This is a genomic window from Maribacter polysaccharolyticus (assembly GCF_028882255.1).
In the GTDB taxonomy this organism is placed as follows: Bacteria; Bacteroidota; Bacteroidia; order Flavobacteriales; family Flavobacteriaceae; genus Maribacter_A; species Maribacter_A polysaccharolyticus.
The window spans coordinates 528,003-544,380 of the sequence record NZ_JARBUY010000003.1 but is presented as its reverse complement, the minus strand read 5'-3'; the positions used below and the strand labels follow the sequence as shown (position 1 = coordinate 544,380).

At 40.5% G+C, this 16,378-nt stretch carries 15 protein-coding genes; 11 read left to right on the top strand and 4 right to left on the bottom strand.

The window, feature by feature from the left end; all coding sequences use genetic code 11:
- Window positions 1-2 precede the first annotated feature (2 nt).
- Entirely contained in the window at window positions 3-1,073 is a 1,071-nt protein-coding gene (locus PHU20_RS11865; protein ID WP_274825586.1) for a response regulator, read from the top strand.
- Between the two features lie 53 nt (window positions 1,074-1,126).
- On the opposite strand, the gene PHU20_RS11860 is transcribed toward PHU20_RS11865, so the two are convergent.
- Together PHU20_RS11860 and PHU20_RS11855 are read right to left on the bottom strand one after the other, a co-directional pair.
- Window positions 1,127-3,781, bottom strand: coding sequence for a cation-translocating P-type ATPase (locus PHU20_RS11860; RefSeq protein WP_274825585.1), 2,655 nt, complete (start codon window positions 3,779-3,781; stop codon window positions 1,127-1,129).
- Between the two features lie 108 nt (window positions 3,782-3,889).
- Window positions 3,890-4,354, bottom strand: a complete 465-nt coding sequence (locus tag PHU20_RS11855; protein WP_274825584.1) for an Hsp20/alpha crystallin family protein — start codon at window positions 4,352-4,354, stop codon at window positions 3,890-3,892.
- A 328-nt stretch (window positions 4,355-4,682) separates the two neighbouring features.
- On the opposite strand from PHU20_RS11855, the gene PHU20_RS11850 reads away from it, so the two are divergent.
- The 10 genes from PHU20_RS11850 (at window position 4,683) to PHU20_RS11805 (ending at window position 15,053) form a co-directional block, all read left to right on the top strand.
- On the top strand, window positions 4,683-6,623 hold the full coding sequence (locus PHU20_RS11850) for a tetratricopeptide repeat-containing sensor histidine kinase (RefSeq protein ID WP_274825583.1): 1,941 nt from the start codon (window positions 4,683-4,685) through the stop codon (window positions 6,621-6,623).
- 12 nt (window positions 6,624-6,635) lie between these two features.
- Window positions 6,636-7,304, top strand: coding sequence for a DNA-binding response regulator (locus tag PHU20_RS11845; RefSeq protein WP_274825582.1), 669 nt, complete (start codon window positions 6,636-6,638; stop codon window positions 7,302-7,304).
- Between the two features lie 118 nt (window positions 7,305-7,422).
- Window positions 7,423-7,641 carry a hypothetical protein gene (locus PHU20_RS11840; RefSeq protein ID WP_274825581.1) on the top strand — a complete coding sequence of 73 codons (219 nt, stop codon included), beginning with the start codon at window positions 7,423-7,425 and terminating at the stop codon, window positions 7,639-7,641.
- A gap of 421 nt (window positions 7,642-8,062) precedes the next feature.
- Complete coding sequence (locus PHU20_RS11835) at window positions 8,063-8,374, top strand: hypothetical protein (protein ID WP_274825580.1); 312 nt, start codon at window positions 8,063-8,065, stop codon at window positions 8,372-8,374.
- A 31-nt stretch (window positions 8,375-8,405) separates the two neighbouring features.
- Window positions 8,406-9,131 carry a hypothetical protein gene (locus PHU20_RS11830; RefSeq protein ID WP_274825579.1) on the top strand — a complete coding sequence of 242 codons (726 nt, stop codon included), beginning with the start codon at window positions 8,406-8,408 and terminating at the stop codon, window positions 9,129-9,131.
- Window positions 9,132-10,120: 989 nt separating this feature from the next.
- Window positions 10,121-10,525, top strand: a complete 405-nt coding sequence (locus tag PHU20_RS11825) for a hypothetical protein (RefSeq protein WP_274825578.1) — start codon at window positions 10,121-10,123, stop codon at window positions 10,523-10,525.
- Window positions 10,526-10,527: 2 nt separating this feature from the next.
- Window positions 10,528-11,793: a hypothetical protein gene (locus tag PHU20_RS11820; protein WP_274825577.1), complete on the top strand. Its 1,266-nt coding sequence runs from the start codon at window positions 10,528-10,530 to the stop codon at window positions 11,791-11,793.
- Window positions 11,790-12,707 (top strand): hypothetical protein, encoded by a 918-nt coding sequence (locus PHU20_RS11815; RefSeq protein WP_274825576.1) that lies wholly within the window; start codon window positions 11,790-11,792, stop codon window positions 12,705-12,707. Before PHU20_RS11820 ends, PHU20_RS11815 begins: the two co-directional genes overlap by 4 nt.
- Window positions 12,700-13,197 carry a thermonuclease family protein gene (locus tag PHU20_RS11810; RefSeq protein ID WP_274825575.1) on the top strand — a complete coding sequence of 166 codons (498 nt, stop codon included), beginning with the start codon at window positions 12,700-12,702 and terminating at the stop codon, window positions 13,195-13,197. The genes PHU20_RS11815 and PHU20_RS11810 overlap by 8 nt, the downstream gene beginning before the upstream one ends.
- A 1,064-nt stretch (window positions 13,198-14,261) precedes the next feature.
- Window positions 14,262-15,053 carry an aspartate dehydrogenase domain-containing protein gene (locus PHU20_RS11805; protein ID WP_274825574.1) on the top strand — a complete coding sequence of 264 codons (792 nt, stop codon included), beginning with the start codon at window positions 14,262-14,264 and terminating at the stop codon, window positions 15,051-15,053.
- A 96-nt stretch (window positions 15,054-15,149) separates the two neighbouring features.
- On the opposite strand, the gene PHU20_RS11800 is transcribed toward PHU20_RS11805, so the two are convergent.
- Window positions 15,150-15,845: an LrgB family protein gene (locus PHU20_RS11800; protein ID WP_274825573.1), complete on the bottom strand. Its 696-nt coding sequence runs from the start codon at window positions 15,843-15,845 to the stop codon at window positions 15,150-15,152.
- A complete protein-coding gene (locus PHU20_RS11795) occupies window positions 15,842-16,207 on the bottom strand; it encodes a CidA/LrgA family protein (protein ID WP_274825572.1) in 366 nt (121 codons plus the stop codon). The genes PHU20_RS11800 and PHU20_RS11795 overlap by 4 nt, the downstream gene beginning before the upstream one ends.
- Window positions 16,208-16,378: the final 171 nt, after the last annotated feature.

Here is a 16,378-nt window from a genome sequence, read left to right as displayed (position 1 = left end):
CCATGAAAAAAATACTGTTGATCGAAGACAATAAGGATGTACGTGAGAATACCGCGGATATCCTAAAGCTACATGATTATGAAGTGCTTACCGCCGAAAATGGGCAAGTTGGCATAACAATGGCCAAACAGCACTTACCGGACTTGATCCTTTGCGATATCATGATGCCCGTTAAGGATGGGTATATGGTGTTGGAAGAGTTAAGCAACACTACCGATACCTTGCACATACCGTTCATATTCCTGACCGCCAAATCGGACAGGACCGATTTCCGAAAAGGAATGAACCTTGGGGCCGACGATTACCTCACAAAGCCCTTTGAGGAAAATGAACTGCTTGAAGCTGTCGACACCCGTATCCGAAAGAACAATTTCCTTCGCAAGGAATTTTCGAAGAACTTGGAGGGGATCAACGAATTTTTCCAAGATGCCTATAATTACCTTACCCTAGATCATATCCAAAAGGAATACTATTCGAAACTTTACGATAAGAAGGACTTTATCTTTAGGGAAGACGATGGTGCGCATACCTTGTACTTCATACATAATGGCATGGTGAAGACCTATAAATCGACCGAATCGGGGAAAGAATTCGTAACCGGCATCCATACGACCGGTGATTTCATTGGGCAGCTATCGCTCTTAAACCCGAAAGGAACGTATCTCGAAACCGCAATCGCCATACACGATACCGAGGCCTACGCCATTCCCAAGGCCGATTTCATCCATCTGGTAAACGACAAAAAGGATGTCTCCCATAAATTTATGGAACTCATTTCGAACAACCTTATCGAAGTGCAGGACCAATTGGTGAATATGGCCTACTCCACAGTAAGGCAACGCGTCGCCAAAGCCCTATTGGCACTCTATGCAAAGGGGATCATAAAGGATTCGTACTATGAAGGTCTGGATATTCCCCGGGAAGACTTCGCCGGCATGATCGGTACCGCAACGGAAACCGCCATACGTACCCTTTCGGATTTCAAGGAAGAAAAACTGATAACCATGGGACATGCCCGAAGGATCATACTACTTGACAAGGAGCGCTTGCAGTGCATTGCCGATAATTATTGATCGCCAATATAGCCGTCTTGGCAAAGTAGCCATGCCCATTCGGGGAATACCGCCTAGGGCATTTTATGGCCGGTGATGGGCACCACCACCCTTTTCAACACCTGGGCCAGTACCAAGGAGCCGAAGGCAAACAAAAAGACAACGACAAAAAATCGTTCCGATAGCATCTTAAACGATAGTACTTTCGCTATGGGCGTTATGTAATAGGCCATGGCGGTGATGATGATCGACAACACTATGGCACCCCATACCCATATATTCTTGGTCACTTCGTTCACAAAAAATGACCCTTGGATCTTCGGCATATTGAACACATTCAAAAGTTGGGCCAGTACCAAGGTATAAAAGGCCATGTTATTGATGATGGCCGGTTCCAATTGCAGTACAAAATGGGCATAGGCCACCATGCCGATTACCGAAAAACAGATACTCAACCCATAGATGGCAATGGCAACCCATTGCAACCGATTTATTAACGGGGCCTTGGGATTTTTCGGCTTTTGTTCCATAATATCAGATTCACCCCGCCCCAAACCCAAGGCCAGTGCGGGAAAGATATCGGTGACCAAATTCAAAAACAGGATCTGCAAGGGCAATAAAGGGGATGGCAGATTCAGTATCGCGGCAAAACCTACCGATAATATCTCGGCCAAATTACACGACAGTAGATACACCACGAACTGACCTATATTCTGAAAAATGACCCTTCCTTGCCGTATCCCCAGTTCTATGGCCGTAAACTTATCATTTTTAAGGATAACGTCGGCCACTTCCCGTGCTGCCTCCGTTCCGCGAATACCCATGGCAATTCCTATATCGGCTTTCTTCAATGCCGGCACGTCATTGATGCCATCCCCGATCATTCCCACGATATGGTTGTTTTGTTGGTATAAAGCGACCAGGTTCAATTTCTGTTCCGGGGATACCCGCGCAAAAATGGTGGCGTCGAGCAAGGTATCAATGTGCTTTTTATCCTTATGCCCTACTAGGTCCAGTTCACTCCCTTTAATGGTCTTTGCCTTAGGGGCATTTACGGCCAACAAGCCCACTTCTTCCGCAATTTTCTTGGAAGTACTTGGGTGGTCTCCCGTTACCATGACCACCTTAATACCCGCTTTCCTATAAATATCAAGGGTTGCCTTTACATCTTTCCTTGCCGGATCCAAAAAACCGATGACCCCCAATAAAACGAGTTGATCTAAAATAGTTTCTTTGGTGGGTTCAATGTCGGTTTCCTTATAGGCAAAGGCCAGTATACGCATCCCCTGACCGGCCAAGGTTTCAACTTTTTCATTCCATTCCTGGACGTTTACCAGAGGCTGCTTTCCATTTTCATCCAAATAATACCTACAATGGGAGACCAAGGATTCAAAAGCCCCCTTGGCATAAACGACGAAGTCGCCGTGCCGATGTGCCGTGGCCATAAGTTTACGCTTGGCACTAAAGGGAAGTTCCAGATACTCCGGATAGGCATTTTTCAGCTCGGGGATATCATAGCCTATGGCCCGTGCAAAATCGATCAGGGCCAATTCAATGGAATCACCGATAGGGTCCTTGGTATCCAAATCCACATTATTGCACAGGACCGAAGCCCGTATCATACCCTGTAGTACGGGATTATTCCTGACCCCTGCCCCAAAAGCCCTTTCCTCCACATTGGAAAACACCCTGTCGGCGGTGGCCATAGCGTGTACTTTCATGTTGTCTTCGGTCAACGTACCCGTCTTATCGGTACATATGACATCGGTAGCCCCTAAGGTCTGTACGGCTTCCAGCTTTTTGATGACCACATTTTTTTTGGACAATCGATACATTCCTTGGGCCAGGGCAATGGTAGCCACGATGGGCAATCCTTCAGGAATGGAAGCAACGGCCAGGGCCACCCCGGTTTCGATCATAAAAAGTATTTCCTCTCCCCTAAGCCACCCCATCAAGACAATACAAACGGTGAGGATCAAAGTAAGCCAGATAAGCCTTTTGCTCAATTGGTTCAATTTTATCTCCAAGGGGGTCCGTTCCTTAATGGCGTTTACCCCCATCTGTTGGATCCTGCCCAATTGGGTGGATTTACCCGTTGCGGTAATGACCGCCTTGCCCACACCTGTTAAAACGGTGGTGCCCCGAAAGACCATATTCGACCGATCTGTCAGCGAAGTATCCGGGGGTAAGGTATTTGTTGTTTTGGATACGGGGGTGCTTTCGCCGGTAAGGGCAGACTCCTTAATCGATAAACTGTCTACCGCGATCAAGCGGCCGTCGGCGGGGATCACATCCCCCCTTTGCAAACTGATCAAATCGCCCGGGACGACTTCAGCGGCTTTAATGACCATTTTGCCCCCGTCACGGATGACGGTGGTTTTTGCCTCTCCCAATTTACGCAATGCCTCTAAGGAGCGTACCGCCTGCAACTCCATGAAAAAACCGATCCCTACCGATATCAATATGACCGTTATGATGGCAAAAGCCTCCAGGATATCGCTGAAAATATAGGCCAGTACACCGGCTACTGCAAGAATATAGACAATGGGGTCTAAAAATCGATCTACAAGAATACGGATCCTACTTTTAGGCTTGTGTTCCGGAATCTGATTCACCCCATACTGCTGAAGACGCGATCGGGCTTCATCAGAAGTAAGACCGTTTCGGTAATGGGTCCCTACACGGTCCAAAAGCTCAGCAGACGATATTGCGAAAGGGTTATGGACCATTTTAGGGTATTGAATGTATTTTTAAAATGAGAAATGCCCTAAGGCCAAACCTAATCACATGGACGTATTTTCGGTTAAGGCGTAAGGGCATTTTAAACTCGAAGATCTTTAGGCGATCTCTACCTTTTTAGGCGGTTTTTTCTTGGCCTCCTCTTTTTTCAGAAGATCGAATCTCAAAATACCGTCATTGTACTTCGCTTTTATGGCTTCCTCCTTAACGGATTTTGGCAACTGCAAGGCACGTTCAAAGGCCTTATAGCTGAATTCGCGCCGGGTATAATCATCCTCTTTTTCCTCTTCCGATTTCGATTTCTCGGCAGAAATGTTCAAACAACCATCGTCTATGGTTATTTCAAAATCCTTTTTGGAAAAGCCCGGGGCAGCAAGTTCAATTTCAAATTTATCGTCGGTCTCCTTGATATTCAAAGCGGGTTGGGTGGTCCTACCGTTCCAAAATGTGTCAGGCAACATATTCCTGACCCAGGAACGATTGTCAAAAAAATCATCCATATCGAAAAAATCCTGGCTTACCAGATTTCCGAAAGGTCTTCTTTTAAATTTTACTAATGACATAACATTGTGTTTTTAGGTTAAACATTCCTTTAAATCCTGTGCTAAATTACATGCATAGGCAGGCCTTTGAAATGACCTAGGTCAGTACCTTGGAATTTTTGAAATACCGTATAAATGCTTAAGGCCGGGCAACTGTATTTTTTGGTGTCTTCCCCTATCGACAACCCACCGTACCTGTTATGGCCACGGGCGGCACGGGGCTATTCGCCCTCCCCCTATGGGACAGTACCGCCAGCACCCAAGAAACCCATGGGACATTCTGTATTTATTTGGGCTAAACGGTTGGGGCATAGCCCATTTTTGAATACTTTTAAGGAAAAATTTTTTCTTGAAAGGATTTCTGATTTTAGTGGGTATCGCATTGCTTGTTTCCTGTACCGGGAATCATGGGGACAACCCCTTGGAAACCGAAATGGCCACCGATAGTATCCTACATTATTATGGGATCGCCAAAAACAGAAACAATGACCTGAAAAAGCGGTATGATGCCGTGAACAAATCGTTGCGATTTTTTAAGGAAGGCCAAAAAGACACCCTATTTTCCCAAGTGCTCTATCAAAAGAACCTTATCCTTTTTTCGTTACAGGAATACGACAGCCTTCAAATACTGAACGAATTCCTTCTTGACCATACGTCAAAAATAAGTGACAACGCCATCTTTGCCCGGCAGTACTATTTAATGGCCTACTATTATGACAATATCGCACATAAGCCCGAAAACGCTTTTTATACCTATAGCAACTCCGAAAACTATCAAAATCGCGTCAATGATAGTAGCTGGGTGGGTAAAAACCTGTACAATATGGCGGTCATCCAAAAAATCCATGACGATTTTTTTGGCAGTAAGGAAACCATTACCCAGGCCTTAAAATATTTGAACCCGAAAAAGGACACCAAATATATCGCTTCCAGTTATGATATGCTTGCCACGGACCACCGGGAATTATTGAATTACGAAGAGGCGGTAAAATATTATGGCAGGGCCCTTTCCTACTCCACTTCCAAAAGCGACAAGCTGTTGTACCAAAACAATCTGGCGGCGACTTTTATCGATTACAAAAAGTATGGCAATGCCATTGCCTTGCTCGAGGGGCTTACCCATGACCCCCAAATGCAGGAAAACAAAGGTGAATATGCCCGTGCCCTCGACAACCTGGCCTATGCCCAATGGTTGGCAAACAAAAATGTGAAACCGGAAGCATTTCTGCACCCTTTGAACATGCGTAAGACGGCGAAAGACCACAAGGGACAGATCGCCAGTTACACCCATTTGGGGGAATATTACAGTGCGGTAGACCATTCAAAGGCCTGTACCTATTTTGATACCGTTGTACAACTGTCAAAAACCTTCAAAATGCCTAAGGCGGAACAAGAGGCTTTAAAACATTTGATGCGGTTATATCCGAAAAATATAGCCCTACGCGATCGTTATGTTTTTCTGCAAGACAGTTTGCATAAGCAGGAACTACTGGTCAAAACCCAATTTGCCAAATACAAGTACGACGACACCCTAAAGGAAGAATCCATTTATCGCCTGGAAAAGACGAATGCGGAACATGCCTTGGAAGCTGCCAACCAACGCAACCAAAAGATCATATCGATCGCCAGTTTGGTACTGCTCCTGGTTGCCTCTTCGGCTATCGGGTATATTCTGGTACAGCGCAACAAGCATTTACAACAAAAAAACAAAATCGACATCTTGGAGGCCACCTATGAGACCGAAGCCGCGCTCTCCAGGAAATTACATGATGATTTCGGTGCCAAATTGAACCATGCCATGTTAATGCTCCAAAATGGTTCGGACCCTGAAAAAGTGCTCGATATCGTTGAGGTCCTGTACGACCAGAGCAGGAATTTCTCGAGAAGGATCAACGATGTCGATACCGGGCCCAAGTTCAAGGAGGTATTGTTCGGAATGTTGGGTACGTACTGTAAAACCACCAAATTGATCGTTACGGGTAGCAAGTACATCATCTGGGAACAAATATCGGCCACATCAAAGAAGACCCTTTACAAGGCACTCCAAGAACTTATGACGAACATGCAGAAACACAGTTCGGCCACCATGGTCTACTTGGATTTTGAACAGACCAAGAAAACCCTTCGGGTCGATTATATAGACAATGGGAAAGGGGCCACAGCAGAGGCTTTACAAAATAAAAATGGACTCTGGAATACCGAAAAACGTATTGAAGCCATCAACGGAAGCATTGATTTCGAAACCAAGAAGGGCGATGGTTTTAAGTCCCATATCGAAATTCCCATTTAAACAGTGCAGACCATGATGTTCAAAAAAATTCTGATTGCCGAAGATTTCCAAGATACCAACAAGGGTATATCGGATGCCTTGGCCGATCGCTTACAGATTGAAAACCTACATGAAGAGTTGTATTGCGACAAGGCTTTTAACCGCTTTAAGGTCGCCCATGACCAAGGGAACCCTTTTGACCTTTTGATCACCGACCTTACCTTTAAGGAAGGGCTTATAGACCGTAAGCTTACTTCGGGCAAGGAACTGATCCAGGCCGTACGTAAAATAGACCCGGACATCAAGATCATCGTGAACTCCATGATCGATGATCCCTCCGAAATAAATCCGTTGTTTACAGCCCAAAAGATAAACGGTTATGTGTGCAAGGGCCGCAATAGCCTTAACGAATTGATCAGTGCCCTACATGAAGTGCGTCAGAACAGGACCTTTGTCTCCCCCCAGATCAATTTGAACAATGCCGAAAATATTATCGAGATGGACAAATACGACATCTTGATCCTTAAGGACCTGGCCGATGGGTATACCAAGAAAGAGATCTCGAAAAGACTGAAAAAAAAGCGCATTTATCCCAATAGCGAAAGTACCGTAAATAAGAAGGTAAGTCAGTTATTCGATGATTTCGGGGCAAAAAATACCCAACACCTGATTGCCAAATTGATAAAATCGGGTAAAATTTAGGCTTCGCAGCCCCCTGTTTCATTGGGGTTAAAAAGAAAATGAATTCCCTTACAGATATCTGTAAGGAATTGTCCTTTAAGGGTGTTATGTTTGTAATGGCTTAAACTGATTTGAAAGAATGACCAAATACTATGTCGACCAAACCGCGCAACCCAATGGAGACCATGTGGTTCATAAGGAAGGTTGCCATTTGCTTGCCCTTGCCAAATACACCAAAGGGCTGGGATTACATGTAGACTGTCATTCGGCCTTGGTAAAAGCAATGGATTATTACCCCAATACCGCCAATGGGTGTAAATCATGTGCCATGCAGTGCCATTGCCCCAAAAACGAATAAAATATATACGGGCCGGCTTATTGAAAAGGTGATGGGGGAATCTTCCGATTTGATAAGTTTGGCCTTTATATTTTCCTTTTACGAATGTGCGGGCATCCCATCTTATTTTGCATAGACCATATCCCGTGTTCCACGTTGATCGCCCTATCCCCGATTTTTAAATTCAAATGCCCTTTAATCAATTTTCTGCCCCTATGGTCATTTGAACCACGGAATTTTCGGTTGAGGTAACGACTGTACATAAATGCCCCCCGCAAAGTTGCCAACTTCGCGGCCCAGGGTGCCATCAAGGTAACACCGATCAAATGGAAACAAACCACAACATGCCCCCTCTATAAACAAAAAATATTTAATTACCTTACAGATATCTGTAAGGTATTACTTTTTTTTCACCTTAGTTTTATGGGATTAAACCAATTCCATGAAAACACCTTTATTAATTGTTGCAATAGCAACAGTACTGTACTCCTGTACATCCCCCATGGAGCGGAAATACAATGAAAGATCCTATCATTCCGATATCGAGGTCTTGAAAGAGCACCTCGATCCCGGCGAATTCATGATCTTGGCCGGTACCCTGGTCAGACTTAAAATGGAGAACGGCCCTTTGGAAACCATGACCTATGCCGAAATTTTGCAGAACGGCAAAAAATGGAAACGCCAACAGCAGGCCAAACGAAAAAGGGAAATGGGCATCCATATCGACCGGCGTATCAGCGACCTGTCGAATTGAACCAAAACCGACCAACCCCTAAACCATACCGATGAAAAGAGTCCTTATCGTATTAACCGTATTTCTATCATTGCTGCCTAAACACAACCATGCCCAAGACAAAGGTGCCGTGGCCGCAGGTGCCATAGGCGCTTTAGCGGCCATTGGTGCCGGAGTCGCAGCGGTAGAACAAATGAAAGAGCGGGCAGAACTAACAGCAACCGAATGGTTATTGGCCAATAACCCGGAATTGACCGGCTTTTCATTAAAAACGATGGATTTTGAGGGCAAAAAATTGAAAGACATGTCCGATGTCTCTGTCATCACCTTTAAGATACAGGAGTTCGTACCAGCCGACGACCCTAAATTGGATGGAAAAAAACAAGTACTCCTAGGGTTTACCAGCCATGGCTGGATCAATGAATACGGTATCGATTTCAATAAAATCAAATGGTTTTTGATCGACAAATCCGAATGGACAAAAATGATGACCTCCTATGTACAGGTGGCCTCCGGGGAATGGGAAAATACCCATGTGGCCGAAACCCTTGCCCATGGGAAGATCGTCAACAAAGGGGTAAAGGTCAAAAGTAAAATGGCCATCCCTTTCTACAAACTCTCTGGCGATATGTACGTGGTCACCGATTATTCGGAAGACATGAAGTTTATCTATAACGAGCGCTCGCTAGGCATTTTCTTAAAGGCCACCCAAGACCTGGTACAGATAAAACGGGGAAGCCTTATCGAATTGCACGAGTTCTTTTTTGAGGAAGGATAACCTTTTGGCTAGGGAATTGGAGGCCACTTTGTTTTAAACACCCCCAAAAACCGTGATTCCCACTTGTTCCGAATTTTTGGGGATATGTATACCCGAACTATAACGGGAATAGGACCCATACACGATTATTAGCAAATATTATGAGAAAATTATTCAGAAATATTGGGTTAATGTTACTTCCATTTATGGTAATGTTTTTAGTAAATGAAATTATAAGACCAAGTATTCTCGAGAAACCTCACTTAATTGATGGTATAGAAACAATTAATTCCAATAAAAAGATAATAGATAAATGCACTTGGATTTGTTATTATCAAACAACAAATATTTGTAAAAAACAGCACGTGAAATACTTAAATTCATATTATGGATATACAGATAGCTTTTATTTCAGTATAATTAAAATACTTCATAGCACAGGCAACTACAAATTAGCCAATCTTATTTTCCTTGTGATTTTATTTCCTTTCTTGATTTGGTTTTTTACAATTAAATCTTTGAACATACAAGTCGAAATTAATGAAATAAGGAAAAAACAATGGATAAACTAACCGAATTTTTAAGCTTCATATTCAGTTATTGTACTGACTTTGTTATCAATTTGGCCAACATTTTTAAACTTTCATACTATGAAGTAAACTTTATCTTATTCTGTTTAATTTATCCTGTTTTAATTTTTGGTTCAATAGGGACATATATTATTCAAAAACAAAGATTGAAGAATATTATTAATAAAAATGATGCTAGAAATGGTACAAATCAAAAGTTATGAGCGTATTAAAAATAAAGGGAAATCTGAAGTAATAAACATTTGTTAACACAATAAAATATTAAATGCAAAAGCAGGCCAACTTACTATACACTTCGTGGATTTTCTTACTTGGTTTGTATTTACTAAATGCATTTCTAATCTACGCAAATAACCCTACATAAGACCATTGGACACAAGTCATGAAAAACCATAAGACAAACCAACCAATAAATACGATATGATAAATAATGAACTTAAAGGTCATTTTCTAAACCTTTATATGCTTGCATTAAGTGATAACAATTTCGATGAAACTGAATTAGAAGTAATCTTACAGATTGGGAGAGAAAAAGGTATATCTCGAAAGACCTTTGAAGAAATCATAATCAATCCAACCACGATAGAAATACAATATCCAATCAATTTTATTGATAAAATCAAACTTCTTTATGATTTCACAAGAGTAATTTGGGCTGATAAAAAAGTTGATGATGATGAAAAGTATTCGTTCCTTAAATTTTGCAATAGATTCGGTTTTGAGCCTCAAGAAAGCGAAGAACTATTTAATTGGCTTTTAGATTTAGCTAAAAAAGAAACACCAACAAACCAATTAGATATTGAAATAAAAAAACTCACCAATTAATTATGGCACTATCCAAACTAAAAACATTATTCAAAGAAAATTTGAATAATAAAAAGAATTCAGCTACAGAAGTTGACGAAAGTTATCATATAGAAAAACCTATTACGGAAAATTACGAAGATTGGGGTTTTAAAAAAGGTGGGCATTTGAACGGCTCACATTCAGGATTACTCTCCTGCCTGGCTAGAATTCGTGAGGATCATAAACGAATAGTTAGGAATGATGAGATTAAACAAAGAAAACTCAAAGAGCCATTAATAACTTTGAGGGATACATATTTGGAAGAAATCAAATACAAACAAGAAGAAAGTATCGATATAATTAAAGTAAAATCCCCAGCCTTAAAAAACAAAATAGAAGGATTAGTAAAAGAGATTATATCTATTAAGCAAAACCCAGATAGCATTTTACCGGACAAAATGAGTAAAGTTAGCTTTACTATTGGACTATTTATTCTAATTGCATTAAGTATTTATCTTTTCATTTTCTATAGCTCTGCCTCATTTTCAGCATTTTTTAAAGAATTTACGTTAAACGAAATTGGCGTAGCCAATTCAATCTTTGACCCGCAAGCCATCTCAAAGGCATATCAAGATGGTGTTACCGAATTGATTTTAATAATTTCAATGCCATTTGTATTTATTGGGTTGGGTTTTTTAATCCATAAATTTCAAGAAAAGAAAGGTTTAGGCAAGTTCTTAAAAATAGGACTGTTAATAGTAATTACATTTGTTTTTGACGCAATTCTTGCTTATGAAATAACAGAAAAGATATATAACATTAAGGCAGAAAATAGTTTTCAAGAATTTGAACCATATTCAATTGAGTTAGCGTTTCAAGCAATAAATTTTTGGCTAATAATCTTTGCAGGATTTGTCGTTTATCTTATTTGGGGTTTTGTGTTTGACTTCACAATTGACAGTTATGACAAGATTAATGTAGTGAAACAAGCTATTAAAGCAAGGAAATTAGAAATTAAACTTTATAAAGAGCAACTCGCTAAACTCGAGGATTCCACCAATCAATTAAAAGTTGAAATAAACGAATTAAAAATTAAATGCAAAAAATTAAAAACAAAAATTGACGGAGTTATTATTGATACTGCAGAATTTGACAAAATTCTTCACGAATTTTTAGGAGGCTGGACACATTGGATGACTGCCAACAAAAAAAGCATGGAGGATATTGACCTAGCAAATGCAAAGGCAAATGAATTTATTGAAGTTAACATCATGACTTTAGAAACACATAACTTAACTACCGTATGAAAAACCTATTATTCCTATGTTCGTTAGCACTAGCACTTTTAAGTTGTTCCAACAATAAAAAAGCGAAAACATCTCAGAATGAACCTGCTGTTCTTACTGCAGGAAACATTACCTCTGATAAGCAACTAAACATTACAATTCTATTAGATCTTTCTGATAGAATTGAGCCAACAAAATATCCCATAAAACCAGAACATTTCGAAAGAGATATTGAGATTGTAAATTATTTTACGGAAATTTTCAAAATAGACATGGAGCAAAAAGGCGCTTTTATGGCCAACGGTAAGATTAAAGTGATATTTAGTCCAAGACCAGACGACGACGAAATAAATAAAATAGCTTCGGAACTTTCCATTGACCTTTCAAATGTGAAAAACACGAAAGAGAAGAAGAAAATTTTTGATAATGTATCATCTACCTTTAGAACGAATCTTGAACGGATATATGCTAAAACTATTGAAACTAAAAACTATCCCGGAAGTGATATTTGGCGTTTTTTCAAAAATGATGTTGCCGATTATGCTATATCTGACGATAAAGACTATCGAAATATTTTAGTCGTACTAACCGATGGATATCTTTATCATGCCAGCTCAAAAGACAAAGATGGCAATAGAAGTATGTACTTATTACCAATTGACATCAAAAAAAATGGTTTCCGTTCAAGTAATTGGAAAGAAAAATTTGAAGAAGGTGATTATGGGTACATATCTACCCGAGATAATTTAGACAATTTAGATGTATTGGTTCTGGAAATAAGTCCTACTCCTCAAAATAAAGACGATGAGGACATCATTAAATCATATTTGAAAAAATGGTTTAGAGAGATGAACGTAAATTACTATGAATTGTACAACTCTGACTTACCGCAATACACCAAAACAAGAATTGACAAATTTATTAAGAATGGGTAATAAATTAATTGCCTTTATCCTCCTGCTAACGGTGTTAGGGTGTAAGAAGGAAAGACAAATTAAACAAGACACCTACCCTTTTAATTTTATAGCAAATGTTATTGGGATAAAGGACGGTGATACTATAGAAGTTATTTATAATCAAGTACCAATAGTTATAAGACTTGAACATATTGACTGCCCTGAGAAAAAACAACCTTTTGGGAATAAGGCAAAACAATTCACATCGAATTTTATTTTCAAACAAAATGCTCGTATAGTATCCCAAGGTAAAAAAGACAGATGGGGCAGATTAATAGCAGTTGTTTACAATGAAGATGGTAAAAATTTAAATAAGGCCATAGTTGAAAATGGTTTTGGAATGCATTTCAAAAAGTACTCTTCAGATTTATCTTATAATAAACTTGAAGTAGAGGCCAGAAATAATGAAAGAGGTATGTGGAGGGACAAAAATATAATTGAACCTTGGACATACCGTAAAAATAAGTAAATGATGCATAAAAATATTATCCTAATATTTTTAACCCTTTTATTGACTGTCTGTTAATGCCAATTCGTAAGAAAAAAGAAGCTGAAGAAATAGCTTTATCTGAAAAGCAAGACCGAATTGAGCGTATTGAAAAAGAAACGAAAATTCAAAAACAGAGAAAGAAGAAGCTGTATATTATAAGTTAAAAACTAAATCTATGGTCCATGGGCGGGAAAGGTACCACTTTCCGGCAAGCGTTGATCGATTTCATCGTTGAGAGCTGGCTATCAGAACGTTGGGAACGTACATCAACGCTATGTCAAGGTATGGGAAAAAAATAAGAAAGTCAAGTTTCCCAAGATAACGGCCCTTGGTGAAATACTACGACAGGTCCATCGCCACCCATGTTTCCCCACGAACGCAACCTTAGCGGTCTTGGCGCTAAAATTCATTCGCGGGGACGGATCAAAGTGTGACGGACGAAACGAAACCAATGGGACTGACCCCGTAATTTAAAAAAAAAGCAATAAATTACTACCTACAACAATCTGTATAGATCATGGCCCCTACTCGTTGTTGATCGGAAAAGGGACCACGCTCCATACAGGGACCGTTACCACACATTTCGAAAAAACTAAAATGAAAAAATTATTTAGTCTTTACAATCTAAAACTTGGACTCGTAATCATAGCTGTATATGCTTTATATAATTATTTTGTCCACGGACAAATTGACTGGACAGAGGAAATAGTTACAACTATCTTAGCAGTTGTTATAATGTCTATTTATGATGGAATTAAAAAATCAGATTAGAATCTTCCGATCTGAATACAAATGAATCGTACCCCCCGCTGGCGCGAGCATCCTGCTCGTGCCCGTAACCTATAAACCCTTAGATCCAACCTTTTTTGCTCCTTTAGAAGTCGTAAACCCCGCTGGCACAAACCTGCCCCGTACCGTACAATCGAAAAAAGGACCCGACACTACCCCTTCATTTTCAGCTCTTTACACATTCCCTCCTACAATTAAAACTTATTGTCATAAATTTGGCCAAAATTTTTTAATCAAATTATAAAATCAACCCAGTGAGAATAGCGATAATAGGTTTTGGAAATATTGGTAAATATCTTGGGAAATGGATCATGAACGATCCTTTCTTCGAATTAAGATATGTAGTGGATGCAAAAGAGTTAAATGAAGAGGATATCGATTTCAAAAATCAATCCATACGATTCAGGAAAGAAATTACTTCGGAGCTGATCAATGATGTGGACATGATTATTGAATGCGCCAATAAGGATGTGGTAACCCAGCTATTGCAATTTGACGAAATAGACCGTAAGGGCATGAAATTGATCATCATAAGTACGGGCGGGCTGTACCAAAATCAAGTGAGTTTGAAAAAGTTGCAAAACTGTGAGATCATCATTCCGGTAGGTGCGATTGCAGGGCTTGATGCGATAAAAGCGGTGAATGATGAAATCACTTCAATTAAACTAAAGACCACCAAGCACCCCAATAGTTTGGAAGGGGCACCGTTTTTCGACGGTTCAGCGATCGATCTAGCATCGATCACAACCACCCAGACGATTTGGGAAGGCGACGTAAATGAGGCCGTAAATTTATTCCCTAAAAACATCAACGTAGCCGCAAGTATCTATTTTGCCTCCAAATGTGAAGATCTGAAAATTGAAATCGTAGCCGATCCCAACGCCAGTAGCAATATGCATGAGATAACCTGTGAAGGTGATTTCGGGAAAATTTATACACGTACCGAGAACAAACCTAGTCCGGCGAACCCCAAAACAAGTTTTTTAGCGGTCAAGAGTGTGGTGAGTATCCTCAGAAATATGAATTCCACGATTCAAATCAACTAACATGGCCTAACATGGCGTTGTCCGGTAGGGGATTTTTTCCCTACCGAAAAACAGGCTTTACCCGTCGGGCATAAAAACGACATCACTTACCCCTTATTATATTAACCCAAGCATGGCCAAAATAATAGGGGTACATAGGGCCGTGAACAATCCGTTTAAAATAAGTCCCATACTTGAATACGCCCCGAAACGTTGACTTATGGCCATAGCCTGGGCGGTTCCAAGACCATGGCTTGCGGTACCCATAGATAGACTTTTAGACATGGGGTTCTTTACTTTAAAGAGGTGCAGGATCTTAAAACCCGCTACAGACCCAAAGATCCCTACCATTACGACCATTGAGGCCGTAAGGGACGGTATACCCCCTATGGAAGTCGAAATATCTATGGCCAGGGGCGTTGTTACCGATTTGGGTGCTATCGAAATGATGACCGCATCGGAAGCCCCCAACCATTTGGCGATAAGCACGCCCGAAATGATCCCTACTATGGCCCCCACCAATTGCGAAATAACAATAGGTACGACCTGTTTCTTTATTTTACTCAATTGAAGGTATAGGGGCACTCCCAAGGCCACAATAGAGGGCTTTAGAAAAAACTCGATATACTTACCGGCTTCATGATAGGTATCATAGGAGATCCCCGCAGCTTTTAAAATGGCTATTACCGCGATTATGGTTATTAATATGGGATTCAAAAAAACCGAGTTGGTTTTGTTTTGAAGATACTTTGTTGACCAATAGATCCCTATAGTGAGGGTCAATAGGATATAAGGTTCTGAAATCAGTTTCATTTTTTATCGGTATTTGGTTTCTTGGATCTTGTTTTCCGCAATACCTGATGCGTGAAACTCGTGCTGATCAATACCAAGACCGTGCTTCCGATAACCGATGCCAGTATGGGCATCCATTCTTTGGATATCAAATCCAAATAACACATAACGGCGATGCCCGGTGGAATAAAGAAGAACACCATATTGTCCAAAAGAAAATCGGCAATACCTTGGATCCATTTAAGTTTGATGATTTTAAAATGAAGGCCTGCCGTCAACAACAGCATGCCTATGATGCTCGAGGGGATCTTAATACCCGTAAAATAAACGACGATCTCACCCAGGGCAAGACATACGAGTATCAAGAACATTTGTCTGATCATAATTAATTTTTTTCGACCACAAAAGTACTACCCACCTAGAACTATAACTAATAATGATGGTTGAACATTCCTATTCTTTCTTTGGGGTTTACAAGAACCCCCCACTTATGCGCGCACATGTCCACTTGATGCAAAATAGGTTCAAAGCATACGGCACGTACGAAATGGATG

Excerpts from the sequence above, each read along its gene's own strand:
- PHU20_RS11865 (WP_274825586.1), top strand. The coding sequence starts at position 3 with ATGAAAAAAATACTGTTGATCGAAGACAATAAGGATGTACGTGAGAAT.
- PHU20_RS11860 (WP_274825585.1), bottom strand. The coding sequence starts at position 3,781 with ATGGTCCATAACCCTTTCGCAATATCGTCTGCTGAGCTTTTGGACCGT.
- PHU20_RS11855 (WP_274825584.1), bottom strand. The coding sequence starts at position 4,354 with ATGTCATTAGTAAAATTTAAAAGAAGACCTTTCGGAAATCTGGTAAGC.
- PHU20_RS11845 (WP_274825582.1), top strand. The coding sequence starts at position 6,636 with ATGATGTTCAAAAAAATTCTGATTGCCGAAGATTTCCAAGATACCAAC.
- PHU20_RS11840 (WP_274825581.1), top strand. The coding sequence starts at position 7,423 with ATGACCAAATACTATGTCGACCAAACCGCGCAACCCAATGGAGACCAT.
- PHU20_RS11835 (WP_274825580.1), top strand. The coding sequence starts at position 8,063 with ATGAAAACACCTTTATTAATTGTTGCAATAGCAACAGTACTGTACTCC.
- PHU20_RS11830 (WP_274825579.1), top strand. The coding sequence starts at position 8,406 with ATGAAAAGAGTCCTTATCGTATTAACCGTATTTCTATCATTGCTGCCT.
- PHU20_RS11825 (WP_274825578.1), top strand. The coding sequence starts at position 10,121 with ATGATAAATAATGAACTTAAAGGTCATTTTCTAAACCTTTATATGCTT.
- PHU20_RS11820 (WP_274825577.1), top strand. The coding sequence starts at position 10,528 with ATGGCACTATCCAAACTAAAAACATTATTCAAAGAAAATTTGAATAAT.
- PHU20_RS11815 (WP_274825576.1), top strand. The coding sequence starts at position 11,790 with ATGAAAAACCTATTATTCCTATGTTCGTTAGCACTAGCACTTTTAAGT.
- PHU20_RS11810 (WP_274825575.1), top strand. The coding sequence starts at position 12,700 with ATGGGTAATAAATTAATTGCCTTTATCCTCCTGCTAACGGTGTTAGGG.
- PHU20_RS11800 (WP_274825573.1), bottom strand. The coding sequence starts at position 15,845 with ATGAAACTGATTTCAGAACCTTATATCCTATTGACCCTCACTATAGGG.
- PHU20_RS11795 (WP_274825572.1), bottom strand. The coding sequence starts at position 16,207 with ATGATCAGACAAATGTTCTTGATACTCGTATGTCTTGCCCTGGGTGAG.